Source organism: Streptosporangium sp. NPDC000509, assembly GCF_042898365.1.
Lineage (GTDB): Bacteria > Actinomycetota > Actinomycetes > Streptosporangiales > Streptosporangiaceae > Streptosporangium.
Map to the genome: position 1 here is coordinate 51,884 of NZ_JBIAYX010000010.1, position 25,345 is coordinate 77,228.

The following is a 25,345-nucleotide window of genomic DNA, read 5'->3' on the forward strand; positions in this document are numbered from 1 at the left end:
TTGCTCCCAACCTCTTGGGAAAGTCGCTGATTGCAGCCTTATGTTGAATGGACGTATCCTGTCGATGTATCGGTTCGATACATCGACGCGAGAGGTGGTGGTTTCCAGTGGCCGGCGGACGTGGCGGCGTGCTGGAGCTGGCCGTGCTCGGGTCGTTGCACGAGACCCCTCTACACGGCTATGAGCTGCGCAAACGGCTCAACGCCCTGCTCGGTATGTTCCGGGCGTTCTCCTACGGCTCGCTCTACCCGTGCCTCCGCCAGTTGCTCACCGACGGACTGATCGTCGAAGACGGCGACGCCGCCGCGGCCACCACGGCCGCCGACAGCGCCATCGTGCTCCCCGGCCGCCGTTCGAAGATCGTCTACAAGCTGACCGCGGAGGGCAAGGAGCGCCTGCAGGAGCTCCTCACCCAGGCGGGCCCTTCCGCCTGGGAGGACGAGAGCTTCGGCGTGCACTTCGCCTTCTTCAGGCACACCGAGGCCGAGGTGCGCCTGCGCATTCTCGAGGGTCGCCGCAGCCGGCTTGAGGAACGTCTGGACAGCGTGCGCACGGCACTCGCCCGTACGCGCGAGCGGCTGGACAGCTACACCCTTGAGCTTCAGCGTCACGGCCTGGAGTCGGTCGAACGCGAAGTGCGCTGGTTGAATGAGCTGATCGCCACCGAACGGCAGGCATCGCCGCCGGAGGGGGAGCGGCGACCCGCGCGAGAGGAGACGTCCAGGGCGCCCGCGCCAGGGACGGGCACGACGGGGCGGCACGCCACCCCGGAAGAAAACTGACCATTGAGAGAACAAAAAGGGGAGCGAGTGCCATGGGTTCGGTGCGCGTAGCCATTGTCGGTGTAGGCAACTGCGCCACGTCGCTCATTCAGGGCGTGCACTACTACCGGGACGCCGACCCCGGTATGCGGGTGCCGGGCCTGATGCACGTCAAGTTCGGCGATTATCACATCGGTGACGTGGAGTTCGTCGCGGCGTTCGACGTGGACGCCAAGAAGGTCGGGCGTGACCTGTCCGAGGCGATCGTCGCCTCGGAGAACAACACGATCAAGATCTGCGACGTGCCGCCGCTCGGCATCACGGTGCAGCGTGGCCCCACCCTCGACGGCCTTGGCGAGTACTACCGGGAGATGGTCGAGGAGTCCGACGAGGCTCCGGTCGACGTCGTGCAGGTCCTCAAGGACAGCAAGGTGGACGTCCTCGTCTCCTACCTGCCGGTGGGCTCGGAGGAGGCCGACCGCTTCTACGCGCAGTGCGCCCTCGACGCGAAGGTCGCGTTCGTCAACGCGCTGCCGGTGTTCATCGCCTCCGACCCCACGTGGGCGCAGAAGTTCGTCGACGCGGGTGTCCCGATCGTCGGCGACGACATCAAGTCCCAGGTCGGCGCGACCATCACGCACCGCGTGATGGCGAAGCTGTTCGAGGACCGCGGCGTCGAGTTGCTCCGCACCTATCAGCTGAACTTCGGCGGCAACATGGACTTCATGAACATGCTGGAGCGCAAGCGCCTGCAGTCCAAGAAGATCTCCAAGACCCAGGCGGTCACCTCGCAGATCCCGCACGAGATGCAGAAGGCCGACGTGCACATCGGCCCTTCCGACCACGTGCCGTGGCTCGACGACCGCAAGTGGGCGTACGTGCGCCTGGAGGGCAGGTCCTTCGGCGACACTCCCCTCAACCTGGAGTACAAGCTGGAGGTATGGGACTCCCCCAACTCCGCCGGCATCATCATCGACGCGGTGCGCGCCGCCAAGATCGCTCTTGACCGGGGCATCGCCGGGCCGATCCTGTCCGCCTCCTCCTACTTCATGAAGTCGCCGCCGGAGCAGTACTCCGACGACGAGGCACGCGAGTACGTGGAGAAGTTCATCCGCGGTGAGGTCGAGCGCTGACCTTCCCGAGCCTTCCGGCATCGAACGGCGAGAGCCCTCGGCCCATGTGGGCCGAGGGCTCTCGCCGTTGAACGACCGCCGGTGTGAGAGGCACCCACACCGGCGGAACGGAAGGTCTCGGTGGGAGGCGGGTGGGAGGCCGGCGCGTCAGCGGGCGGCGGGCGGGAGGTCGGCGGGGTCCGCGGCCCCCCAGGCGAGCGGGTCGGCGCCGAGCTCGACCAGCTGGGGAACCTGTTCGCGGCACCAGGGGGAGATCGCCAGGCGGTCGCCGAGCACCCCGTCGGTGAACTCCTTCCACGGCATCCAGCGGACGTCGTCGACCTCGTCGGGGTTCGGCGCGGCCTCCGCGGTCACGAGCACCCGGTAGACCGGGCACAGCTCCCGCTCGACGATGCCGTTGTCCATGACCGCCCGGTAGGAGAAGCGCGGCAGGAGGAGGTCGACCCGGTCGGCCGCGAGGCCGAGCTCGTGGGAGAGCCTGCGGGTCACCGCCTCGGCGAGCGGCTCCCCGGGGAGGGGGTGGCCGCAGCAGCTGTTGGTCCACACCCCCGGCCAGGTCGTCTTGTGCAGGGCGCGGCGGGAGAGCAGGACCCGCCCCTGCTCGTCGAACACGTAACTGGAGAAGGCCAGATGGAGGGGAGTGTCGAGACCGTGCACCGTGGCCTTCGCCGCCGTGCCGATCGCGTTTCCCTCTGTGTCGACGAGCACAACGTGTTCATCAGGTGTCACTCGAACGAGGGTACGTGATCATGTTGGTTTACCGCGCCCCCTAAGTGATACGTAGGCAAAGGTGGTAAATGCCCGTTAACACAATCAGGGAGGTTCCCGATGCCCGTCCAGGCCGCCCACGCATAGGCTGAGCGCGTGTCATTTGCATCCGATCTACGCGTGGTCCTGGAAGGTCGGGACTTCCGGAGGCTGTACGCGACCCGCCTGGTCTCGCAGTTCTCCGACGGGATCTTCCAGTTCGCCGTGGCCGGATTCGCGTTCTTCAGCCCGGAGAAGAGCACGAGCGCGGTGGAGATCGCCGCGGGGCTCGCCGTGCTGCTGCTGCCGTACTCGATCCTGGGACCCTTCGTCGGGGTGTTCATCGACCGCTGGTCGCGGCGGCAGATCCTCGTCATCGCGCCGATGGTCCGCGGGGCGCTGCTGCTCGTGGCGGCGGCACTCGTCGCCGCGAACGCCCCCGACGGCATCTTCTACGTCGCCGCGCTCGGCGTCCTCGGGGTGAACCGCTTCTTCCTCGCCGCGCTGGGGGCCTCACTCCCGCACGTCGTGCCCGCCGACCGGCTGATGGTGGCCAACGCGGTCACCCCGACCTCGGGCACCGTGCTCACCTTCGTGGGCATAGGCGCCGGATACCTGCTCCGGGCGGTCTTCGGCTCCGGCCACCCGGGTACGGCCGTGCTGCTCGTCGTCTCCGGTCTCGTCTTCGGGCTCAGCGCGCTCATCGCCATGACCATGGGAAGGCGTCTGCTCGGTCCCGCCGACGACCCCGACCGGCCGCAGGCCCGCGAGGCCGTACGCCACGTGCTGACCGGCCTGGCCGACGGCGCGAGGCACCTCGTCCGGCACCGGGCCGCCGCGGCGGCGATGGGCGCGATGGCCACCCACCGGTTCATGTACGGCATGTGCACCGCGATGCTCGTGCTGCTGTCGCGCTACTACTTCGCGGAGAACGCCGAGGACGCGCTGAACGCGGTCTCCGTCGTGGTCGCCACCTCGGGGGTCGGCTACTTCCTGGCCATCCTGGTCACGCCGTGGGCCACCGAGCGCTTCACCATCGAACGATGGGTCCCGGCCATGCTGATCACCTCCGGGGTGCTGACGCTCGCGTTCTGCGCGGCGTTCCAGCAGTGGGGGTTCGCGGCCGCGGGCTTCGTCCTCGGCATCGCCGGGCAGAGCATCAAGATCTGCGCCGACACCGCCGTCCAGCGGGATCTCCAGGACGCCTACCTCGGCCGGGCCTTCTCCATCTACGACATGCTCTTCAACGGCAGCTACGTGCTGGCCGCGGCACTGGCGGCGGCACTGCTGCCGCCGGACGGCAGGTCGCTGCTCGTGCTGGTGCTCATCGCCGCCGGATACGTCGCGGGCGCGGTGATCTACTGGGTCGTCACACCGGCCCGGGTGGCCGAACCGCTGCCGTCGCAGCCCTCGCAGTGAGCGGGCGTCGTCGCCCCCGTGCCCTTCACGACGACCGCACCACCGCCACCGTCGCCGTCGGGTCCCTCACGACGACCGGGCGGCCGCCGTCGCCCTCACACCGGTCACAGTGAGCGGGCCGCCGCCGTCATCGCCGTCGTGACCCTCTCCAGGTCGTCGTCGCCGATCGAGTAGGGCGGCATGGCGTAGATCAGCCGTCCGAACGGGCGGAGCCAGACGCCGTGCCGCATGACGAGGTCCTGGACGGCGGGGACGTCGACGGGCTCACGGGCCTCGATCACCCCGATCGCGCCGAGGACCCGCACGTCCCTCACCCCGGCCGCCCCCGAGGCCCCCTTCAGGCCCGCGAGGAGACCGGTCTCGATCCGGCCGACCTCCTCGCGCCACGGGCGCTCCCGCAGGAGCTCCAGGGAGGCGCTCGCGACGGCCGCGGCCAGCGGGTTGCCCATGAAGGTCGGCCCGTGCATCAGCACCCCGACGCCCCTCGCCACCCGTTCGGTGCACAGCGTCGCGGCCAGCGACATGTAGCCGCCGGTCAGGGCCTTGCCCAGGCACATGATGTCGGGCCTGATCCCGGCGTGGTCGCAGCCGAACAGCTCCCCGGTCCTGCCGAACCCGGTGGCGATCTCGTCGGCGATCAGCAGGACGCCGTGCTCGTCGGCGAGCTCGCGGAGCAGCCGCAGGTAGGCCGGGTGGTAGAAGTGCATGCCGCCCGCCCCCTGGACGACCGGCTCCACGATGATCGCGGCCAGCTCGTGGGCGTGCCGGGCGACCAGGTCCGACAGTCGTGCCGCGTAACCCTCGTCGTACTCGCGCGGCGGCCGGTCGGCGAACACGTGCTCGGTCAGCACACCGGAGAACAGGTGGTGCATGCCGTTGACCGGGTCGCAGACCGACATCGCCCCGAAGGTGTCACCGTGGTAGCCGCCCCTCACCGTGAGCAGCCGTCCCCTGCCGGTGAACTGGAACGCCATCTTGATCGCGACCTCGACGGCGACCGACCCGGAATCGGCGAGGAACACCCTCGGCAGCCCGGTCATGGAGGCGAGCGTGGCGGCCAGCCGTACGGCGGGCTCGTGGGTGAGCCCGCCGAACATGACGTGCGCCATGTCCTCCAGCTGGTCCTTCAGCGCCCGGTTGAGCCGGGGGTGGTTGTAGCCGTGGATCGCCGCCCACCAGGACGACATGCCGTCGACCAGCTCGCGCCCGTCGGCGAGGGTGATCCGCACCCCGTCCGCGCGGGAGACCACGTGCGGCGCCACCGGCTGGGGCGCGGCCGCGTAGGGGTGCCACACGTGCTCACGGTCGAGCAGGACGATCCCGGCCTCGTCGAGACCGTCAAGGGCGTCACCACCGGGACGGGAGCCGGGGGTGACGTGATCGTCCGGCTCAGAGGCGCCGTTCAGAGCCCACCTCGCTCACCCCTCCCGCGTCACCGGCCTCGTCGGCCCTCGCCCACTCCCGGAGGGCGTCCGCGGCGGCCTCCTTGCCGATGACCCCCCTGTCGAGGCGCATCTCCAGCAGGAACCTGTAGGCGCGGCCCACGACAGGCCCCGGCGGAACGCCGAGGAGCTCCTGGATCTCGTTGCCGTCGAGCTCGGGGCGGATCTTGCCGAGCTCCTCCTCCTCGGCCAGCCGGGCGATGCGCTCCTCCAGCTGGTCGTAGGTCTGCGACAGGGCCAGCGCCTTGCGCCGGTTGCGGGTGGTGCAGTCGGCGCGGGTCAGCCTGTGCAGGCGCTCCAGCAGGTGTCCGGCGTCGCGGACGTAGCGGCGCACGGCCGAGTCGGTCCACTCGCCCGTGCCGTACCCGTGGAAACGCAGGTGCAGCTCCACCAGGCGGGAGACGTCGGCCACCACGTCCTTGGGGAACTTCAGCTCCGTCATGCGCTTCCTGGCGAGCTGGGCCCCGACCACCTCGTGGTGGTGGAAGGAGACCCTGCCGCCGGGCTCGTGGCGGCGGGTCTTCGGCTTGCCCACGTCGTGCAGGAGCGCGGCCCAGCGGAGGATCTGGTCGGGGCCGTTCTCCTCAAGGTCGATCGCCTGCTCCAGCACGATCAGCGAGTGCTCGTAGACGTCCTTGTGCCGATGGTGCTCGTCGATCTCCAGGCGGAGCTTCGGCAGCTCGGGCAGCACGTGGGCGGCGAGCCCCGACTCGACGAGGAGCCGCAGGCCCTCGCGGGGGTGGTCACCGCCGATGAGCTTGTCCAGCTCGTCGCGGATGCGCTCGGCGGAGACGATGTCGATCCTGTCGGCCATCGCGCCCATCGCGGCGAGCGCCGCCGGATCGACGGAGAAGCCGAGCTGGCTGGCGAACCTCGCGGCGCGGAGCATCCGCAGCGGGTCGTCGCCGAAGGAGCGCTCGGGAGGGCCCGGGGTGCGCAGCACCTTGGCGTGCAGATCGTCGAGGCCCCCGTGCGGGTCGACGAACTCGCGGGACGGCAGGCGCAGCGCCATCGCGTTGACCGCGAAGTCGCGCCGGGCCAGGTCGCCCTCCAGCGTGTCGCCGTAGGCCACGTCGGGCTTGCGCGACTTGGGGTCGTACGACTCGCTGCGATAGGTCGTGATCTCCAGCAGCCACCCGCCCTTGCGGACGCCGACGGTGCCGAAGTCGATGCCGATCGTCCAGATGGAGTCGGCCCAGTCGCGGACGAGCTCCAGGATGGTCTCCGGCCTCGCGTCCGTGGTCAGGTCGAGGTCGTTGCCGATCCTCGCGAGGAAGACATCGCGGACGGAGCCGCCGACGAGGGCGATCTGGTAGCCCCTGGCCGCGAAAAGCTCGCCGAGCTCGTCCGCCACGGGTGCGATCTTCCGGAACAGCTCGCTCATGCCGTGGCGCTGGCTCTGGGTCAGATTTGAAAGGGACAAGCCGGGTAGGTCCTTCGGTTACGGAACATGTTCCCTGCGGGGATACACCTGAAGCGATCACCAGGTTACGGTCGGTCAGGAAACCTCGGGGACTGTGCGTCGAGGCAAGGAGCACACATGAAGGATGCGCTCGCGATCCACCGCTGGCTCCTCGCACACCAGGTCCATCATGAGATCGTACGCCTTCCGCGCGCGATGACATGTTCGGACGAACTCCCCGAGGTGCTGTCGGTGAGCCCTGAGATATGCGTGGGGGTCACGGTTTTCGAGGTCACGACACGACTCGGCCGCGATCCCGTGGCGGTCGTCACCTCCGTCGGCTCCCCGCCGCGTCCCGGCGTGATCGGCGGCATCCTGGGGGCGAGAAGGGTGCGAGTGGCTCCGGCCTTCACCGTCAACTCCGCCACCGACTACGCCTCGGGGCTGGTCTGCCCGCTGCTGTTGCCCGACACGCTCACCGTGCTGGTGGACGAGCGACTCACCCACGGCGCCACACTCGTTTACGTGCCCACCGGGGAGCGCAGGACGGCACTCCAGATCCGTGCGGACCACCTGCTCACACTGGTGTCAGGAAAGATCGTCGACCTGACCCGGCAGGGCTCCCGCGGGGAGCCGACGATCTTTCCGCTCGCCGGTTAGGCGCCGGTTAGGCCATAGCATTACCGGCGTGCGCCGTACTCGACCCCTGGCCGGCACGTGATCCGCAAAGCCGCGCTGCTCGCCCTGTTCGTCACCACGCTGCTCGTTCCCGCGGCCGTGGTCGTTCCGGGTATGGCGAGCGCCCGGACGACCTCGGCGAGCCGGGCGGGCCTTCAGGTCGTGATGGAGGCGATCGGTCCCGACGCCCCCCGTGACCCGACCACCGAGATCAAACTGTCGGGCTCCCTGGTCAACTCGGGCGCCGAACCCATGAGCGGGCTGCGCATCCGGATGCACTTCTCGCCGCAGCCGTTCGCCAGGCGCGCCGACATGGAGGCGTACCTGGCCGGGCAGACCCTCCCGAGTTCGTGGTGCTGCGAGAGTTTCGTCCAGGCGTCGATCGCGCCCTCGGGCAAGCTGCCGTGGCAGTTCGCCTTCACGCCGCAGGAGCTGAAGTTCTCCGGCTTCGGCGTCTATCCGATCATGGTCGAGGTGCGCGACGCCTTCGGGCAGCAGGTCTCCACCCTGCGGACCATGGTGACCTACATGCCCAGGGAGACCAGGGTGCCCCGCACCCGGCTCGCCATGGTGCTGCCCATCGTCGACCAGCCGCGCCGGTCGGAGGACTCCACCTTCGCCGACGGGAACCTGCCCGCGGCGATGGCCCCCGGCAAGCGCCTGGGCGACCTTCTCAAGATCGCCCAGGACACCTCGTCCGCCAAGGGCCTCACCTGGATCGTCGATCCCGCCCTGCTCGACGACGCGCGGGCGATGGGCAAGCCGCACACGGTCAGGGTCAAGGACCGCGGCCAGCGGCGCCCCGCGGCCCCCGAGGCCGCCCGGTGGCTGAGCGACTTCCGTGAGGCCGTCGCCGACCAACCGGTGGTCGCCACCCCCTACGCCGACCCCGACGTCGTGGCGCTCGCCCACAACGGTTTCGACGACGCCACCCGGACCGGGATCTCGGCGGCCGGAATCGTCGCCAGGGAGACCCTCGGCCGCGACGTGATCACCAACGTGAACTGGCCGGTGGGCGGCCTGATCGACTACGACGGGCTTGACCTGCTCGCCACCGGCGGCGTCGACACCGTGTTGCTGAACGTGCTGAACCTGCCGCCGACGACGCCCCCGGTCACCACCCCCGACGCCTCGGCGACCCTGGAGAGCGTGAACGGCCCGCTCACCGCCCTCGTCGCCGACGCGACGCTGAGCGAGACCGTCGGCGCCGACACCTCCACCCCCGGCGCGGCGCTGACGAACCGCCAGCGGTTCATCGCGGAGACGGCGATGATCAGCTCGGAGCCCGTCACCACCGCCAGAACGGTGATCGCCGTCCCGCACCGCCGCTGGGACCCCGATCCCGCCTACGTCACCGACCTGGTCGAGACGGCCGCCGCCCTGCCCTGGCTGGCACCCGTCACGCTCGACACGATCAAGCGCGGCAAGGGCGCCCCGGTTCCCAGGTCCGGCCTGACCTACACCGACGCCGACCGCAAGCTGGAGCTTCCCAAGCAGTACATGACGGGCGTCAGGAAGGTCGGCGCCCGCGCCGACCTGACCTCCGCGATCACCACCGCCCAGGACCTCGACGTCTTCGACCTGGCGCTGCTGCGCCTGACCTCCTCGGCGTGGCGGGGCAGGACGGGCAACGCGACCCCGTACGTCCAGCAGGTCGCGGGGGCGATCGACGGCCGGATCGCCATGGTCAACATCACCGGCAGCGAGCAGTCGCGGCTGCGCACCCTGGCCGGCAGCAACGGCGACGTGCCGATCAGCGTGCGCAACGATCTGAGCGGCGAGGCCAGCCGGATCGCGGTCCGGCTCAGGGTGACCTCCGACCAGCCGGATCTGCTCAAGATCGAGCCGTACGAGGACAAACTGGAGATCCTCGGCGGCCAGAACCAGACCATCCGGATCCCGATGACCTCGACCTCCACGGCCAGCGGCCAGACGACCGTGACGGTCCAGCTCACCACCGACGACGGCCGCAAGTACGGCAAGCCGGTCGAGCTGACCGTGCGGACCACCGGCTACACCGGGGTCGCCCTGGTGATCGTCGGAGCCGCCCTCGTGGTGATGCTTGCCGCCGTCGTCCTGCGCGTCCTGCGCCGCAGGGGAGGCCGCCGCCCCGCGGCCGCTCCCCCGCCCGAGCGCCTGCACGAGCCCGCCGGCACCGAGTCCTGAGCGCCTGGCGCTCCCAGCACGTAGCGGAGGAAAGCGCATGAGCAGGGTTCTGCGCGCGAGCGCGATCATGGCGGCGGGGACGATGGTCTCCCGCGTCACCGGCTTCGTCCGGACGGCGGTGCTCGCGGCGGCCATCGGCACCTTCGCGCTGGGCGACGCCTACAACGTCGCCTACACGATTCCGCTCATCCTGTTCGACCTGCTCATCGGCGGGATCCTGAGCAGCGTCGTGGTTCCGATGATCATCAGGCGGCAGAAGTCCGACCCCGACGGCGGCCGGGCCTACGAGCAGCGTCTGATGACCCTTGGGGTGATCACGCTCACCCTGCTGGCGTTGGTCGCGGTGATCCTCGCCGGACCGCTGATCAGCCTCTACAGCACCGACTGGGGGCCCAGGCAGACCGAGGTCGCGGTCAGGCTGGCGCAGTTCATCCTGCCGCAGATCGCCTTCTTCGGGATCGGCGCGATCGCCGGCGCGATCCTCAACACCCGCGACAGATTCGCCGCGCCGATGTGGGCACCGGTGCTGAACAACATCGTGATGATCGGCGTCGCGATCGTCTACTACGTGAAGCTGGGCGGAGCGGGCACCGACGTCGACACGATCGCCGACGCCGACCTGGCGCTGCTCGGGCTCGGCACCACGGCCGGCATCGTGGCGCAGTGCGCGGTGCTGGTCATCGCGCTGCACCGGGTGGGATTCCGCTTCCGGCCCAGGTTCGACCTGCGCAACGCCGGGCTCGGCGAGATGAGCAGGACCGCGGTCTGGACCTTCGCCTACGTGGGGATCAGCCAGCTGGGCTTCCTGATCACCACCAAGCTGGCGACCGGCGCGGGACAGCGTGCCCCCGGTGCGGGAAACGCCGCCTACTCCTACGCCTACCAGTTCTTCCAGCTCCCCTACGGGATCATCGCGGTCTCGGTGATCACCGCGATGCTGCCCAGGATGAGCCGGGGGGTGGCCGACGGCCAGCTCGACACGGTCCGCGAGGAGTTCGCATCCGGGGTGCGGCTGGTGTCGGTGCTGCTGGTGCCCGCCGGGCTGCTGCTGATGGTGCTCGGCCCCGCGGTGACCGTGCTGATCTTCTCGTGGGGCAACATGACCGTCGGCTCGGCGGTCTACATCGGCAACGTGCTGCAGGTCTTCGGGCTCGCGCTGGTGCCGTTCTCGATCTTCCAGCTCCTGCTGCGCGTCTTCTACTCCTTCGGCGACACCCGCACCCCGGCGTTCCTCGCCCTCGGCAACGTGGCGGTGAACGCCACGCTCAGCCTCGTGGCCTACTACACCCTGCCCGCCAGGTACATCGTGATGGGCCTCGCGCTCGCGTTCACCGTCGCCTACGTGGCCGGTGCCGCGATCGCCTGGACGATGGCCTCGCGCCGCGTGGGGGGCCTGGCGGGACGCACGGTGGCCGCCGGACTGTCCCGGATGTATCTGGCCGCCCTCCCGGCGGCCGCGTTCGCGCTCGGCGTGCTGTGGCTCACGCAGGAACTCACCGCGTTGGACGCGCTGAGTGCGGCCGTCATGCTGGCGGCGGGCGGCGGACTCGGTATGGTTCTTTACTTGGCGATCGCCCACCGGATGCGCATCCCCGAGGTGAGTTCGATCGTTGGAATGGTCGCAGGACGGGTAGGCCGGTAAGCCAAAGACTTGTCTCAAACGTCTGACAAGACGAACACGGGCGGAACCGGTGCGGGACTACCATGGTGCGACGCGTGTGGTGACATGCGGCTAATGGAAGCAGGAGGGCGTGGGCGGATCCACCCAGCATCATGTGATGTGTCTTGATGTGCTGACCGGGCATGGTGTTGTCGTGTTCTCAGGTACGGGGTCCTCGTGAGTTCCCCCGCCGTAGAGCCCGGCACCAAGCTGGCCGAGCGTTTCCGGCTCGAAGACCGCGTCCACGAGTCGGGCGGGGCCACCCTGTGGAAGGCCATCGACGAGGTGCTCGCCAGGCCCGTCGCCGTCCACACCTTCGATCCCGACTTTCCCCGCCTGAACGAGGTCGTCACGGCCGCCAGGGTGGCGAGCCGGCTCACCGACCCCCGTCTCACCCAGGTCTTCGACGCGACCGAGGACGACGGCCACTCCTATGTCGTCAGCGAGTGGGTGAGCGGCGAGTCCTTCGGCGACATGATCGCGGGCGGGCCCCTCGACCCCGAGCGGGCCGCCGCGATGGTCGCCGAGGCCGCGGAGGCCCTGGCGCACGCGCACGAGGCGAACCTCGCCCATCTCTGCCTCACCCCCGAGCACCTGGTCTGGACGGCGGGCAGCACGGTCAAACTGCTCGGCCTGGGAGTCGACGCCGTCCTGGACGACGTGATGAGCGACGACCCCGCCCGCGAGGACGCCGAGGGCCTCGGCCGCCTGCTGTACGCCGGGCTGACCGGCCACTGGCCGGGCGACGAGCGAAGCAGCGGCGGCCTGCCCGTCGCGCCCGTGACCGACGGGCACTTCTGCACGCCGCGCCAGGTCACCGCGGGCGTTCCCGGCTACCTGGACGCCATCGTCTGCCGGGCGATACTGCCGGAGACCAGGCGCGGGCTCGAACCGCTGACCACGCCCGCCGAGGTCGCCGAGGCCCTGGCCTCGGTGTCGCGGCCCAGTCCCCTGCCGATGCCGACGCCGATGCCCATGACGGCGCTGCCGGTGGCGGCCTCGCGCTCCGAGGGGGTCGACACCGCGGCTCCCCAGCGCCACACACCGCCTTCGCAGCATCAGACCCAGCACCAGCACCGCCCGATGCCCCGGCAGGGGGGCGGCATGGTCAACAAGGTCGCCATGACCGTCGTCGTGCTGCTGGTGATGGTCGCCGTCGGTCTGGGCGCCTGGACCCTCGGCCGCAGCATCGGCAACGCCGGCACCCCGGTGCCCGGCGAGGAGAGCACCACGCCCACGCCGACCGCGGCCGTCGAGATCCGCGAGGTGAAGCCCTCCTCGGCCATCGGCTTCGACCCGCTGGGCGACAGGGAGGAGCGCGGCGAGCTCGCCGGCTTCGCGATCGACGGTAAGGATTCCACCGACTGGCACTCCGAGTCGTACGACTCCGCCGACTTCGGCCGGCTCAAGACGGGTGTGGGCCTCCTGCTGGACATGGGTGAGAGCGTCCCGGTGAAGCAGGTGACGGTCGACTTCGGCGGCACCTCGGGAGGCACCGCCGAACTCAGGGTTGGCGACTCCCCGCAACTGGAGTCCCTCTCGGTCCTCCAGAAGGTCAACGGAGTCTCCGGCAAGAAGACGTTCACCGCGGAGGCCCCGAAGAAGGGCCGCTACGTGCTCGTCTGGTTCACCAAGATGCCCACCTACCAGGGGAAGTTCCGCGGGCAGGTGCAGGAGATCAAGGTCTTCGCGACCAAGTGACACTGCTCCGATTTGATCTGTTTTGCATGGCTTCTTGCAGATCATCGGAGAATTCGTGGCACCATCTATCCCGTAGAGGTGTTCTCCCCGGATCGGTATAGCAGGACTCTCCTTGTGAATTCCCCACCCGAGACCCCGCCAGCGGCGGACGAGCAGACGGCGAAGGCCCACGTGTCCGACGCCGACCTGCTCACCCGGCACATCGCCGGGGATCCGCACGCCTTCAGTGAAATAGTCAAGCGACATCGAGACCGCATGTGGGCGGTCGCCCTGCGTACGCTGGGCGACCCCGACGAGGCGGCCGACGCCGTTCAGGACGCCTTCGTCTCGGCCTATCGCAAGGCCGGGAGCTTTCGCGGCGAGGCGGCCGTGACCACGTGGCTGCACCGCATCGTGGTCAACGCCTGCCTCGACCGCATGCGCAGGAAATCGGTGCGCCCGGTGGCCGACGACGAGCTCGTCGAGGCCGCGGAGCGTGATACCCCGGTGCTCGACCAGACGGCCGAGCGCGAAGTGTCCATGGAGGTTTCCGCGGCACTGAAGCTGCTGCCCTCCGACCAGCGCGCCGCGCTGGTGCTCGTGGACATGATGGGCTACTCGATCGAAGACGCGGCCCAGGTGCTGGAGGTGCCGAGCGGCACGGTGAAGAGCCGGTGCGCGCGCGGAAGGGCGAAACTCGCCCCGATTCTTTCCCATTTACGGAACCGATCAGACCTGTCTCGCGTCTCATCCGCGAAGGGAGCAGAACTTCGTGACGGGTGATACGCACTACGACCTGGAGATCTTGGCCGAACTGGCCGAGGGGCTCCTCGACGCCGCCACCGCCATGCGGGTACGCGAGCATCTCGCGATCTGCGACCCCTGTGGCGAAAGCCTCGCCGATCTCGCAGCGGTCCGTGAGGTCCTGGCGGCGACCCCCACACCGGCGATGCCGATGGGAGTCGCGCTGAGGATCGACCGCGCACTGGCCGCCGAGGCGGAAAGCTTCCGTGGAGGTGGAGTGGGCCTGGTGGAAGCACCGGCCTGGGACGACATAATGCGCGACGCGCCGTGGGAGACGTCCTCTCCCGCACAACCGGCGCCATGGGAGACGACCCCTCACCGGGACCCGATCCCCGAAAAGGAGCCAGAGCTCGAACCAGCCGTGCGGCTGGGGGTCGTCGACGACGACGGCACCGTGGTCCCGGTGGTCCCCACCAGACGTCGCGGCGCGAACCGACGGCGCCGGTGGGCGATGCCCGCCACCGCCGCGGCGGGCGTGGCGGCGGCGGTGATCGGCGCGACCGCGCTGGCGACCGGGACGCTGACGGCGTCCGGCCCGGACCGCCTGCCGGTGATCGCCCAGCCCACGCCGGCGACGGACACGATCCAGTACACGCTGACCGACAGCAACTACAACTACACCGACGCCGAGCTCCGCGGCTCGCTGCTCGACTACATCGGCCCCGGGACCATCGTCGGAACGACCGACAACTCCGGGATCGACAAATGCGTCCGGCAGATCTCGGCGCGGGTCGGCACGTCGCCCTTCGCCGTGGACCAGGGGTTCTACAACGGGCAGGAGGCCAACATCCTGCTCTTCTGGCAGAACAAGGCCAAGAACACGGTGCGCGTCCACGTCGTGGGTCCGCAGTGTGACGACGTGCGCAAGCCAGGTCTCGCGAGTTGGTGACCGGGAGGAGGCGGCCCCGGGGGACCTCGGCAGGCCGCGCGGAACGATCGGTGGGGAGATACACGGGGTGATCGGCGGCGGGTAATCCGCTCCCAAAGCCCTCGCACCTTCTCCGTACCCTTCGTCTGCGCCCGGCATGGATTCGTCCGTGCCGGGCTTTCCCGTTCCACCGGCGGATCCGTCACCGCGCCCGGTGGGAATCAGCGGCGCCTAGGATCTGTTGACGCCGGTGGCAACGACAGAGGAGAGGCGCGAGCACTGATGGACGTCCGGAATGTGATCATCATCGGATCGGGTCCCGCCGGTTACACGGCCGCCGTGTACTCCGCGCGTGCCGACCTCAACCCGCTGGTCTTCGAGGGCTCGGTCACCGCCGGTGGCGCCCTGATGAACACCACCGAGGTGGAGAACTTCCCCGGCTTCCCCGGTGGCATCATGGGCCCGGACCTGATGGACGGGATGCGCAAGCAGGCCGAGCGGTTCGGCGCCGAGCTGGTCGCCGACGACGTGATCGAGGTCGACCTGACCGTCACCCCGAAGGTCGTCAAGACCGCCACCGACACCTACTACGCCAAGTCCGTCATCCTCACGACGGGCTCGGGTTACCGCGAGCTGGGTGTGCCCAACGAGAAGCGCCTCTCCGGCCACGGCGTGTCGTGGTGTGCCACCTGTGACGGGTTCTTCTTCCGCGGCCAGGACATCGTGGTCGTCGGCGGCGGCGACACCGCGATGGAGGAGGCGATCTTCCTGACCCGGTTCGCCGCCTCGGTGACGGTGGTGCACCGTCGCGACGAGCTCCGCGCCAGCAAGATCATGCAGGACCGGGCGTTCGCGAACGAGAAGATCCGCTTCCTGTGGGACAGCGAGGTCGTCGACGTGCTGGGCGAGTCCAAGGTGAGCGGGGTGCGGGTGCGCAACCTCAAGACCGGCGCGGAGGCGGAGCTCGCCGCCACCGGCCTGTTCGTCGCGATCGGGCACGACCCGCGCGTCGAGCTGGTCAAGGGTCAGGTGGACCTGGACGACGAGGGTTACATCAAGGTCGACTCGCCCTCGACCCGCACCAACCTGGACGGTGTGTTCGCCGCGGGCGACGTGGTCGACCACATCTACCGGCAGGCGATCACCGCCGCCGGCACCGGCGCCGCCGCCTCGCTCGACTCCGAGCGCTGGCTGGCCGAGCACGAGAACGCGTAACCCCCGGGCGAATGACGGCGGAAGAGAGCGACGGGCGGTGCCCGCACCGCCCGTCGCCCCGTCCGTCAGGGCGGGCCTCAGGCGCCGTGAGCATCGTCACGGGTCGGCCGGGCTCTCGCCCCGCCGGGCACACGTCGCGCACCGTCGAACGGCGCGTCGGGCGTGCGCCGGTCGCCATGCCGGTGATCCCATCGGTATCGTCCTCGCCGCCGGGTCGGCGGAGAGGTGAAACGCGTGTCGGGCCGTGCGAGACCCCGGGGAGGGTTCTCCTCGGCGGGTGACCGGCGACGAAGCGGGAACACCCTCGCGGGCGACCGTGGGAACCCCCCTCGTTCACGAGGGGGGAAAGTCAACAGCAGCAGTCCTCAGGCAAGAGCAAGAGGGAGAGCAGGAACCTTGGGCACCATCAAGCACGTGACCGACGCCAGCTTCGAGGCCGACGTTCTCAAGAGCGACAAGCCCGTGATCGTCGATTTCTGGGCCGAGTGGTGCGGCCCGTGCCGCCAGGTCGCGCCCATTCTGGAGGAGATCGCCGGCGAGAACGCCGAGAAGCTGACCGTCGTCAAGCTGAACGTCGACGAAAATCCGGCAACGGCCACAAACTACGGCGTACTCCAGATTCCTACCCTGAACGTCTATAAGAACGGAGAGGTTGTGAAGCAGATCATCGGCGCCAAGCCGAAGGCCATGCTGCTTCGCGAGCTTGAGGGCATCATCTAGGCCCCCTGCGGTCGGCCGTCCCCCACGGCGTCCGGCCGTATCACCCGCTTCCGAGCGGCACACCCACCCGCTGAAGGCCCCCCGTCTCACCACGGGGGGCCTTCACATGAGCGGGCACATGCGCGGGGCCTTCCCACCGTGCCGGGACGGGCCGACGGATCCGGGGACGGGTTCGGCCGGGGAGAAGAGATGTTCGACCGACGCGTTCGACCTCGGAAGTCCGGCCCCCGCGGGAAGGGCCGGTGCGGCTCCGGAGGGCCTCGGAAGGGTGCGTTCGGCCCCAGAGCGTGCCGTACGGGCTCCAGAAGGTCTCAGACGGGCCGTAGCGCCCTCTCGGGACTCATCGACCCGAGGAGCCTCTCCAGTGCCACCTCGACGTCCTCACGCCACGAGACGGCGTTCTTGAGCTCCAGGCGGAGGCGGGGGAAGCGAAGATGCGGGCGCACCGTCTTGAACCCCACGGAGAGCAGGTAGTCGGCGGGCATCAGGCACGCGCCCGGCTGCTCCCACTTCAGATCGCCGAACGCCTCGATCGCACGCACCCCGCGCCGGGTCAGATCCTTGGCCACGCCCTGGACCAGCATCCGGCCCAGACCGCCCCCGGAGAACTCCGGGATGATGTGCGCGGTCATCAGCAACACCGCGTCCGCGCTCACCGGCGAGGTCGGGAAGGCCACCGAGCGCGGCACGTAGTGCGGCGGCGCGTAGAGGACGAATCCGGCGGCCACCCCGTCCACGTAGACGATCTTTCCGCAGCTTCCCCACTCCAGCAGGGTCGAGGAGATCCAGGCCTCTTTCTCCAGTCCCGGGTCGCCGGCCTTCATCGCCCGGTCCGCGTTGACGGGATCGAGCTCCCAGAAGACGCACCGGCGACAGCGGCGCGGCAGGTCGTCGAGATTGTCGAGGGTGACGTTTGCCAGCCGACGCGACACCTGTTGGCCCCAATCCTGGCGAGACGAGTGCAAGCCATGGCGAAAAACGCGCGAAAACGGCGTCTCCAGCTGGCATCGTAGCCCAGTGCGGGTCCTGCTTTCAGGAGGTCCTCTCCCTACACGCAGACGAACTGCGACCCCTGACGTACGCTGGTTTCTCTGGTATGAGCGCTTTGTGTGCTCCACACAACCTAGGAGGTGGACCGTGCCCCAGAACCATGATCACGGTCAGGCCGTCACCCCGGCCCACGGTTCGCGCATCGACGCCTACGTCGACCGTTACGCGGCACGGGCAACCGGGATGGTCGCCTCCGAGGTACGAGCTCTCTTCTCCGTCGCGTCGAGGCCCGAGGTGGTCTCGCTCGCCGGCGGCATGCCGTACGTCACCGCCCTCCCGCTGGACGTGGTGGGGGAGCTGGTCGCCGACCTGATCGCCAAGCGCGGCCCCGTCGCGCTCCAGTACGGCTCGGGGCAGGGCGACCCGCATCTGCGCGAGCAGATCTGTGACGTCATGCGGCTGGAGGGGATCGAGGCCAACTCCAACGACGTCGTCGTGACCGTCGGCTCCCAGCAGGCCCTCGACCTCATCACCCGGATCTTCATCGACCCGGGTGACGTCGTGCTCGCCGAGGGACCCTCCTACGTCGGAGCCCTGGGCACGTTCTCCGCCTACCAGGCCAATGTCATCCACATCGCGATGGACAACGAGGGGATCATCCCCGAGTCGCTCGCCCAGACCGTCTACGCCCTGAAGAGCGCGGGCAATCGGATCAAGTTCCTCTACACGATCCCCACCTTCCAGAACCCGGCGGGCGTGACGCTCAGCGCCGAGCGCAGGCAGCGGGTTTTGGAGATCTGCCAGCGGGCCGACGTGCTGATCGTCGAGGACAACCCGTACGGCCTGCTCCGCTTCGACGGCGACCCCGTCCGGACGCTACGCGCCGACAATCCCGAGGGCGTCGTCTACCTCGGCTCGTTCTCCAAGACCCTCGCCCCCGGTTTCCGGGTCGGCTGGGCCCTCGCCCCGCACGCCATCCGCGAGAAGCTGGTGCTGGCGATGGAGTCCGCGGTCCTGTCGCACTCCTCCTTCACCCAGCTCGCCGTCGGCCAGTATCTGGCCACCCAGCCCTGGCGCGAGCAGATCAAGACGTTCGGGGAGCTCTACCGCGAGCGCCGCGACACCATGCTCTCCTCGCTGGAGGCCCTGATGCCCGACGGCGTCACCTGGACCCGCCCCGACGGCGGGTTCTTCGTCTGGGCCACCCTTCCCCAGGGACTCGACTCCAAGGCGCTCCTGCCCCGCGCGGTCGCGGAGCGGGTGGCCTTCGTGCCGGGCACCGGCTTCTTCGCCGACGGCGGCGGCGCGCGGCACATGCGGCTCTCCTACTGCTATCCCGAGCCCGACCGCATCCGCGAGGGCGTCCGCCGCCTGGCAGGGGTGATCGGGCAGGAGCTCCGTCTCCGCGACACCTTCGGGACCGGCTCGCCCACCGAACGCGTCGGCATCGACACCCCGGGACCCGACCTCGCGTAACCTCGCCCCCGTAAGGTGCCCCATGCCACGGGGCACCTCCGGCATGAGTTCCTCCCCCTCGGTGCCGTACGGTGACTTCCTGCGCCGGTGCGCGGTGATCGATCCCGATCCGTCGGGACGACCGCGCACGCGGGACGAAGCGACAGGACAGGCTCGGAGCGGGCCATGACGAGAGGTATGTCGGATGAGTGACCTGGGCCATGTGCTCGTCCTGGCGGGCGGGCTCTCCTACGAGCGGGAGGTCTCGCTGCGATCGGGCCGACGGGTGAGCGAGGTGCTGCGGGGAGCGGGCGTCTCCGTGGAGACCCGCGACACCGACGCGTCCCTGGTTCCCGCCGTGCTCGCGGACCCGCCGGACGCGGTCTTCGTCACCCTGCACGGCGGAGCGGGCGAGGACGGAGCCATCCGCTCGGTCCTCGAACTCCTCTCCGTCCCGTACGTCGGCGCCGGCCCCGACGCCTGCCGGGTCGCCTACGACAAGCCCACCGCCAAGACCGTCGTCCGCTCCGTCGGGCTGCGCACCCCCGACTCGGTGACGCTGCCCAAGGAGACCTTCCACGACCTCGGCGCCTCCGCGGTGCTGGCCCGCATCGTGGACCATCTCGGCCTTCCCCTGTTCGTCAAGCCGTCCCGCGGCGGTTCGGCGCTCGGCGCGTCGATCGTCCGCAGCGCGGAGGATTTCCCCGCCGCCATGGTCGGCTGCTTCGCCTACGGTGACACCGCACTGATCGAGCGCTGCATCGAGGGGGTCGAGGTCGCCGTCTCCGTGGTCGACCTCGGGGACGGGCCCGTGGCACTGCCCCCCGTGGAGATCGTCGCCGACGAGGGCGTGTACGACTACGCGGCCCGCTACACCGCCGGGCACACCGAGTTCTTCGCCCCGGCACGCCTCACGCCCGAGGTGTCGGCCGCATGTGCCGAGATGGCCGTGACCGCGCACACCGCCCTCGGTCTCCGGGACATCTCACGCACCGACCTGATCGTCGACGCGAACGGCCTGCCCTACTTCCTTGAGGTGAACGTCGCCCCGGGGATGACCGAGACGTCGCTCCTCCCCATGGCCGCCGAGGCCGCGGGGGAAGATCTCGGCACCCTCTGCCGGACCCTCCTGGAACAGGCCGTCATCCGCGGATCCTGACCTTCACGGGCTCCTTCGCGGAAGGCAGCCGGGGAAGGTCCTCTCCACCTCGACGGCGATGGGAATGACCGAGACGTCGCTCCTCCCCATGGCGGGGGAAGACCTCGGCACCCTCCTGGAACAACCGCCGTCGCTCGCGGAGTTCCCTCCCGCGAAGGTCTTGCACAGGTGAGGGCCACACGGTGAAATCAGGATTTCCCAGACGAAAGTCGAGCCGACGAGCGGGGCGAGCCCGGTAACGGACCGGGTTTGCCCATACGCTGACCGTGTGCTGACCTCCACCCCATTCCCCAAGAGATTCCCCAAGAGCTTCGCGAGCGACAACCATGCGGGCGTGCACCCTGCGGTTCTCACCGCCATCCTCAAAGCGAACACCGGAGACGCCCTCCCCTATGGGGGGGACGTCTGGACCACCGCTATGGAGGACGCCTTCCGCGCCGAGTTCGGCGCCCGCGCGACCGCATATCCCATGTTCAACGGCACCGGCGCCAACGTCGTAGGGCTCGGACTCGTACTCCGGGCGTACGACGCGGTGCTCTGCCCCACCACCGCCCACATCAACACCAACGAGTGCGGCGCCGCCGAACGCATGCTGGGCGCCAAGCTGGTCACCCTCCCCACGGACGACGGCAAGCTCTCCGTGAACGACATCCGTGGCCAACTGTCCGTGCTCGGGAACGAGCACCACTCCCAGCCCAGGGTCGTCTCCATCTCCCAGGTGACCGAGTGCGGCACCTGTTACACCGTCGACGAGATCGCGGAGCTCGCGGAGTTCGTCCACGAGCACGACCTCTTCCTGCACATGGACGGCGCCCGGCTCGCCAACGCGGCGGCCGAGCTCGGCTGCTCGCTCCGTTCCCTCACCACGGACGCGGGCGTGGACCTGCTCAGCTTCGGGGGTACCAAGAACGGCGCGATGGGGGCCGAGGCACTCGTGGTCCTCCGCCCGGAGCTGGACCCCGCCGCACTGTTCCTCCGCAAACAGGGGATGCAGCTCGCTTCCAAGATGCGCTTCGTCTCCGCCCAGCTGACCGCCCTCCTCACCGAGGAGCTCTGGCGCGAGAACGCCGCTCACGCCAACGCGATGGCCCACCGCCTCGCCAACGGCATCGCCGGCCTTCCGGAGGTCTCGCTCCGCTACCCCGTGCAGTCCAACGCCGTCTTCCCCGTACTCCCCGAGAAGGCCATCGCGGAACTGCAGCAGCGCTATCTCTTCCATGTCTGGGACGCGGCGGAGAACGTGGTCCGCTGGGTCACGGCCTTCGACACCGCTCCCGAGCACGTCGACACCTTCGTCGCCGATATCCGTCTCGCCGTCCAAGAAGCCGTTGGCTTCTGAGGGGCGTTTGTTTCACGTGAAACAGCCTTCTCCCGGAAGGGGTGGCTGTTTCACGTGAAACACCGGTCGCCGCCCTGGTGGGCCGTCGTCCACCCGCCACGGGTAAGGGCGTCTCGGACCTGGTCTCGTGCGCGATGCGCGTCCTGGTGGGCCGTCGTCCATACGCCACGGGTAAGGGCGTCTCGGACCTGGTCTCGTGCGCGATGCGCGTCCTGGTGGGCCGCCCACACGCCACGGGTAGCCCTGCCATTGACGGCGAGAGTCCGGCTCTCGGCGACAAGCCCGACCTCCGGGGGACGAGAGTCCGACTCTCGCTCCTCGTCGCCACTCCCGCCCTTCTCGGCGAGGCCCGTCGTCCCGTCTCCGAGCTCAGTCCACATGGTCGCCCCTCTGTGTTTCACGTGAAACGATGCCGTCTCATCACAGAGGTGGCCGGTGCCGCTCCGGTCGAGCCGTCGCGGCGAGTCGGCCTTCGCAGGCCGCTCTCACCTCCCGGGGAAGCACCCCGAGAAAGTCGAGGCTGTCGAGGGCATCCAGACTCCGGAATGGTGTCGGGGTGGATTCACCGACTCGCCGAGTGCACTGCGCGGGACCGCTTCCCCACCTTCGCGGTGGGCGTACCTTCCCGGACTCACCGCAACCGGTTCGCCCTCACCGGCTCACCGTCCCGGAGCCACTGCCATCGGTTCGCTTTCCCAGGTCTCCGGGATCGGCGAGATCACCCTTCCATCGCCTGCAGCGACCCCGGAGCCATCGTGCCGATGATGCGCTCCAGATCGTCGATGGTCGCGAACTCCACCACGATGCGTCCCTTGCGGCGGCCGAAATCGACCTTCACGCGGGTCTCGAAGCGGTCGGAGAGACGGTCGGCCAGATGCCGGAGGGCCGGCTCCTCGTCGGGCTTCGCCCGAGGAGCTCGCGGAGCGGGTGCCGGGGCCGCCTTGGCATCGCCCACGGCGACGATCTCCTCGACCGCGCGGACCGACAGCAGTTCGGCCGAGATCCGGTTGGCGAGATGTTCCTGGGCGGCGGGATCGTCCAGGCGGAGCAGGGCTCGGGCATGGCCCGCGCTGATCGTTCCGGCCGCCACCTTGCGCTGCACCCCGGGCGGGAGCTTCAGCAGGCGCACCGTGTTGGTCACGTGCGAGCGGGAACGGCCGATGCGGGCGGCGAGCTGCTCGTGGGTGGCGCCGAAGTCGTCGAGCAGCTGCTGGTAGGCCGCCGCCTCCTCCAGGGCGTTGAGCTGCTCGCGCTGGAGGTTCTCGATGAGCGCGTCGAGCAGGAGCTTGTCCTCCTGGGTCTCCCGCACGATCGCGGGGATCTCGGAGAGCCCGGCGAGCTTGGAAGCGCGCCAGCGGCGCTCACCCATGATCAGCTCGTAGTGTCCCTCGCCCGTGGCGCGCACCACGATCGGCTGGAGCAGGCCGACCTCGCCGATCGAAGTCGCCAGATCCTTCAGGGCGTCCTCGTCGAAGATGTCTCGCGGCTGACGTGGGTTGGGCGCGATGTCGTCGACGGGGATCTCAAGGAAGTAGGCGCCCTCGACCGGGGCGGGCCCCGGCCGCTCCGGTGTCACCGGCTCCGGGGCGACCATGGTCGCGGTCATCGACGCGGGTGGCTCCGCGACGACGGCCGGGCCCGTCGGGATGAGCGCCCCCAGCCCTCTGCCCAGCCCTCTTGGCTGCTTGCTCACTTGCCCCTCCCGAGACTCAAGGTGTCGCACTCACTGACAGGCCCGTGACCGCGGCCACGAGATTCCCGGCGCTCATACGGCCGCACCGCGATAAGCGATCTCGCGGGCGGCGTCCATGTAGGCCATCGCACCGCTGGAGCCCGGGTCGTACGTCATGACCGACTGACCGTAACTCGGCGCCTCGGAGACGCGCACGCTTCGGGGGATGAGGGTGCTCAACACCGTCGCGCCGAAGTGGGAGCGAACCTCCTCGGCGACCTGGGAGGCGAGGCGGGTGCGTCCGTCGTACATCGTCATGAGGATGGTGGAGAGGTCGAGTGTGGGGTTCAGGTGCGCGCGGACCAGATCCACGTTTCTCAGCAACTGGCCAAGGCCTTCCAGCGCGTAGTACTCGCACTGGATGGGGATCAGCAGTTCGTTCGCGGCCATCAGCGCGTTGACCGTGAGCAGGCCGAGCGAGGGAGGGCAGTCAATGAGGATGTAGTCGAACTCGACGGCGTCGTACGCGGTCAGCGCGCGCTGCAGGCGTGCCTCACGGGCGACCATGGAGACCAGCTCGATCTCGGCTCCGGCGAGGTCGATGGTGGCGGGGGCACAGTAGAGGCCCGGCATGTCCGGAACCGCCTTCACGACCTCCGCGAGCGGCAGATCCTCCACGAGCACCTTGTACATGTCCGGTACGTCGCCACGGTGCTCGACCGCGAGAGCCGTCGAGGCGTTGCCCTGGGGGTCGAGGTCGACCACGAGCACCCGCTGGCCGTGCATGGACAGCGCCGCCGCCAGATTGACCGACGTGGTGGTCTTGCCGACGCCGCCCTTCTGGTTCGCGACGGTGAAAATCCGGGTTTTGGCAGGACGCGGCCAGTCCCCATCCCGGACCCCGGTGGAGCCTCCGGGAGCGGTGGCGGTCTTCTGGGCCGATGTTTCACGTGAAACCACTGAGCTGAGTGCCTCTCGTACCAGCGGCGAGTCGCCGGGATTAAGGGGGGTCTGGGTCACGGTCGTCTTCCTTTCAACCGGCCTGACTACGGCACCGGGAGCCGGTGCCGGCCAGCCCAGACCGGAAAGCCGTCCATGGGGCAAAACGGCAGGAACCTCGGGCCAGCCGAGACCGCTCCTCGCGCTGGCGATCGCACTCGAATGGTCTTCCACTGGCCTCGTACTCGCTTTGCTCGGTCTATCTGGGGGCCTCGCGCTACCTGCCGCGCGAGGCACGATCCTTCCGGCGAGAGGTCTTCCGCGCTCCCTCGGGAGCTCGACCGGCGACCACTCGGATGAGAGTTGCGGGCGGCTCGACCTTACCGCGCCCAACCGATGCGAGCTCGGCGGTTTGCACCCCACTCGACCGTAATTGCGCCTCTGCGTCCGCCAACTCCTCAGCGGCACGCTCGCCCTTCATGGCCAGTAGCTCACCGCCCTCGCGCAGGAGGGGCAGTGACCATTTCAGTAGGCGGTCGAGCGGCGCCACCGCGCGGGCGGAGGCGACGTCGAACTCCCGCCTGCCCGCGAACTCCTCGGCCCGGCCGCGCAACACCTCGACGTTGCCGAGTTTCAGCGACTCCACGCACTCCTCCAGGAAGACCGTCCGGCGAAGGAGCGGCTCCAGGAGGGTGACGGTGATGTCGGGCCGCACGATCGCGAGGACCAGACCCGGCAGACCGGCACCGGAACCGATGTCGACCAGGCGTACGTCGGCGGGCACGACCTCGGCGATCACCGCACAGTTGAGCAGGTGGCGGTCCCAGATGCGCGGTACCTCCCGTGGGCCGAGCAGCCCGCGCACCACCCCGGGACCGGCCAACAGCTCCGCGAAGGCCTCCGCTCTCGCCCAGGCGTCGCCGATGAACACCTCGCGCGCGACCTCGGGCGGTTCGGGGATCTGGTCACTCACTCGACGCTCACTCTTCCCTCGGAAAAATCGGGCTCAGGCCGGTCTCAAGGCTAATGGCCCGCCTCGGCATCGGGTGACGTCGCCACCGTGGGTTGGGGTGTGGGGCTACGAGAACGGACGTCG

The 25,345-nt window shown here is 69.4% G+C and carries 21 protein-coding genes; 14 read left to right on the top strand and 7 right to left on the bottom strand.

Annotated elements, in window-relative coordinates:
* The first annotated feature begins 107 nt into the window (after positions 1–107).
* Both ACFY3D_RS19290 and ACFY3D_RS19295 read left to right on the top strand, forming a co-directional pair.
* Positions 108–782, top strand: coding sequence for a helix-turn-helix transcriptional regulator (locus tag ACFY3D_RS19290; protein ID WP_389981024.1), 675 nt, complete (start codon positions 108–110; stop codon positions 780–782).
* Positions 783–814: 32 nt separating this feature from the next.
* On the top strand, positions 815–1,894 hold the full coding sequence (locus ACFY3D_RS19295) for an inositol-3-phosphate synthase (protein WP_350941841.1): 1,080 nt from the start codon (positions 815–817) through the stop codon (positions 1,892–1,894).
* A 147-nt stretch (positions 1,895–2,041) separates the two neighbouring features.
* Here ACFY3D_RS19295 and idi read toward each other — a convergent pair whose 3' ends face one another.
* Positions 2,042–2,623, bottom strand: a complete 582-nt coding sequence (gene idi, locus ACFY3D_RS19300) for an isopentenyl-diphosphate Delta-isomerase (RefSeq protein ID WP_362926053.1) — start codon at positions 2,621–2,623, stop codon at positions 2,042–2,044.
* A gap of 135 nt (positions 2,624–2,758) precedes the next feature.
* Here idi and ACFY3D_RS19305 point away from each other — a divergent pair, with 135 nt between their 5' ends.
* Positions 2,759–4,060, top strand: a complete 1,302-nt coding sequence (locus tag ACFY3D_RS19305) for an MFS transporter (protein ID WP_389981026.1) — start codon at positions 2,759–2,761, stop codon at positions 4,058–4,060.
* Between the two features lie 104 nt (positions 4,061–4,164).
* Here ACFY3D_RS19305 and ACFY3D_RS19310 read toward each other — a convergent pair whose 3' ends face one another.
* Positions 4,165–5,379 carry an adenosylmethionine--8-amino-7-oxononanoate transaminase gene (locus tag ACFY3D_RS19310; protein WP_389981430.1) on the bottom strand — a complete coding sequence of 405 codons (1,215 nt, stop codon included), beginning with the start codon at positions 5,377–5,379 and terminating at the stop codon, positions 4,165–4,167.
* A 70-nt stretch (positions 5,380–5,449) separates the two neighbouring features.
* Entirely contained in the window at positions 5,450–6,886 is a 1,437-nt protein-coding gene (locus ACFY3D_RS19315; RefSeq protein WP_389981028.1) for a CCA tRNA nucleotidyltransferase, read from the bottom strand.
* A 156-nt stretch (positions 6,887–7,042) separates the two neighbouring features.
* Here ACFY3D_RS19315 and ACFY3D_RS19320 point away from each other — a divergent pair, with 156 nt between their 5' ends.
* The 8 genes from ACFY3D_RS19320 to trxA all read left to right on the top strand — a co-directional run bounded on the left by ACFY3D_RS19320 (position 7,043) and on the right by trxA (position 16,695).
* Entirely contained in the window at positions 7,043–7,564 is a 522-nt protein-coding gene (locus ACFY3D_RS19320; protein WP_389981030.1) for an aminoacyl-tRNA deacylase, read from the top strand.
* A 57-nt stretch (positions 7,565–7,621) separates the two neighbouring features.
* Positions 7,622–9,748 carry a DUF6049 family protein gene (locus ACFY3D_RS19325; protein ID WP_389981032.1) on the top strand — a complete coding sequence of 709 codons (2,127 nt, stop codon included), beginning with the start codon at positions 7,622–7,624 and terminating at the stop codon, positions 9,746–9,748.
* Positions 9,749–9,785: 37 nt separating this feature from the next.
* Complete coding sequence (murJ, locus tag ACFY3D_RS19330; protein WP_350941848.1) at positions 9,786–11,390, top strand: murein biosynthesis integral membrane protein MurJ; 1,605 nt, start codon at positions 9,786–9,788, stop codon at positions 11,388–11,390.
* A 195-nt stretch (positions 11,391–11,585) separates the two neighbouring features.
* A complete protein-coding gene (locus tag ACFY3D_RS19335) occupies positions 11,586–13,109 on the top strand; it encodes a serine/threonine protein kinase (protein WP_389981035.1) in 1,524 nt (507 codons plus the stop codon).
* Between the two features lie 114 nt (positions 13,110–13,223).
* A complete protein-coding gene (sigM, locus tag ACFY3D_RS19340; RefSeq protein ID WP_350941851.1) occupies positions 13,224–13,871 on the top strand; it encodes an RNA polymerase sigma factor SigM in 648 nt (215 codons plus the stop codon).
* A complete protein-coding gene (locus ACFY3D_RS19345; protein ID WP_389981038.1) occupies positions 13,861–14,781 on the top strand; it encodes a zf-HC2 domain-containing protein in 921 nt (306 codons plus the stop codon). The genes sigM and ACFY3D_RS19345 overlap by 11 nt, the downstream gene beginning before the upstream one ends.
* A gap of 258 nt (positions 14,782–15,039) precedes the next feature.
* Positions 15,040–15,975: a thioredoxin-disulfide reductase gene (trxB, locus tag ACFY3D_RS19350; protein WP_389981432.1), complete on the top strand. Its 936-nt coding sequence runs from the start codon at positions 15,040–15,042 to the stop codon at positions 15,973–15,975.
* Between the two features lie 396 nt (positions 15,976–16,371).
* Positions 16,372–16,695: a thioredoxin gene (trxA, locus tag ACFY3D_RS19355; RefSeq protein ID WP_329088095.1), complete on the top strand. Its 324-nt coding sequence runs from the start codon at positions 16,372–16,374 to the stop codon at positions 16,693–16,695.
* Between the two features lie 311 nt (positions 16,696–17,006).
* On the opposite strand, the gene ACFY3D_RS19360 is transcribed toward trxA, so the two are convergent.
* Positions 17,007–17,627 (bottom strand): hypothetical protein, encoded by a 621-nt coding sequence (locus tag ACFY3D_RS19360; protein WP_030919650.1) that lies wholly within the window; start codon positions 17,625–17,627, stop codon positions 17,007–17,009.
* A gap of 301 nt (positions 17,628–17,928) precedes the next feature.
* Between ACFY3D_RS19360 and ACFY3D_RS19365 the strand changes: the two genes are divergently transcribed.
* The 3 genes from ACFY3D_RS19365 to ACFY3D_RS19375 all read left to right on the top strand — a co-directional run bounded on the left by ACFY3D_RS19365 (position 17,929) and on the right by ACFY3D_RS19375 (position 21,638).
* Positions 17,929–19,161, top strand: coding sequence for a PLP-dependent aminotransferase family protein (locus ACFY3D_RS19365; protein ID WP_350943528.1), 1,233 nt, complete (start codon positions 17,929–17,931; stop codon positions 19,159–19,161).
* Positions 19,162–19,345: 184 nt separating this feature from the next.
* On the top strand, positions 19,346–20,299 hold the full coding sequence (locus ACFY3D_RS19370; RefSeq protein WP_362901933.1) for a D-alanine--D-alanine ligase: 954 nt from the start codon (positions 19,346–19,348) through the stop codon (positions 20,297–20,299).
* Positions 20,300–20,567: 268 nt separating this feature from the next.
* Positions 20,568–21,638 carry a threonine aldolase family protein gene (locus tag ACFY3D_RS19375; RefSeq protein WP_389981040.1) on the top strand — a complete coding sequence of 357 codons (1,071 nt, stop codon included), beginning with the start codon at positions 20,568–20,570 and terminating at the stop codon, positions 21,636–21,638.
* A gap of 718 nt (positions 21,639–22,356) precedes the next feature.
* Here ACFY3D_RS19375 and ACFY3D_RS19380 read toward each other — a convergent pair.
* From ACFY3D_RS19380 to rsmG, 3 genes are all read right to left on the bottom strand, one after another.
* The gene (locus ACFY3D_RS19380) at positions 22,357–23,331 is read right to left on the bottom strand and encodes a ParB/RepB/Spo0J family partition protein (protein WP_350941857.1); all 975 of its coding nucleotides are present in this window, start codon (positions 23,329–23,331) and stop codon (positions 22,357–22,359) included.
* A gap of 72 nt (positions 23,332–23,403) precedes the next feature.
* Positions 23,404–24,330, bottom strand: a complete 927-nt coding sequence (locus ACFY3D_RS19385) for a ParA family protein (RefSeq protein ID WP_350941859.1) — start codon at positions 24,328–24,330, stop codon at positions 23,404–23,406.
* 196 nt (positions 24,331–24,526) lie between these two features.
* A complete protein-coding gene (rsmG, locus tag ACFY3D_RS19390) occupies positions 24,527–25,222 on the bottom strand; it encodes a 16S rRNA (guanine(527)-N(7))-methyltransferase RsmG (RefSeq protein WP_362513169.1) in 696 nt (231 codons plus the stop codon).
* Positions 25,223–25,345 lie beyond the last annotated feature (123 nt).

Excerpts from the sequence above, each read along its gene's own strand:
- ACFY3D_RS19370 (WP_362901933.1), top strand. The coding sequence starts at position 19,346 with ATGAGTGACCTGGGCCATGTGCTCGTCCTGGCGGGCGGGCTCTCCTAC.
- ACFY3D_RS19365 (WP_350943528.1), top strand. The coding sequence starts at position 17,929 with ATGGTCGCCTCCGAGGTACGAGCTCTCTTCTCCGTCGCGTCGAGGCCC.
- ACFY3D_RS19315 (WP_389981028.1), bottom strand. The coding sequence starts at position 6,886 with ATGAGCGAGCTGTTCCGGAAGATCGCACCCGTGGCGGACGAGCTCGGC.
- ACFY3D_RS19295 (WP_350941841.1), top strand. The coding sequence starts at position 815 with ATGGGTTCGGTGCGCGTAGCCATTGTCGGTGTAGGCAACTGCGCCACG.
- murJ (WP_350941848.1), top strand. The coding sequence starts at position 9,786 with ATGAGCAGGGTTCTGCGCGCGAGCGCGATCATGGCGGCGGGGACGATG.
- ACFY3D_RS19320 (WP_389981030.1), top strand. The coding sequence starts at position 7,043 with ATGAAGGATGCGCTCGCGATCCACCGCTGGCTCCTCGCACACCAGGTC.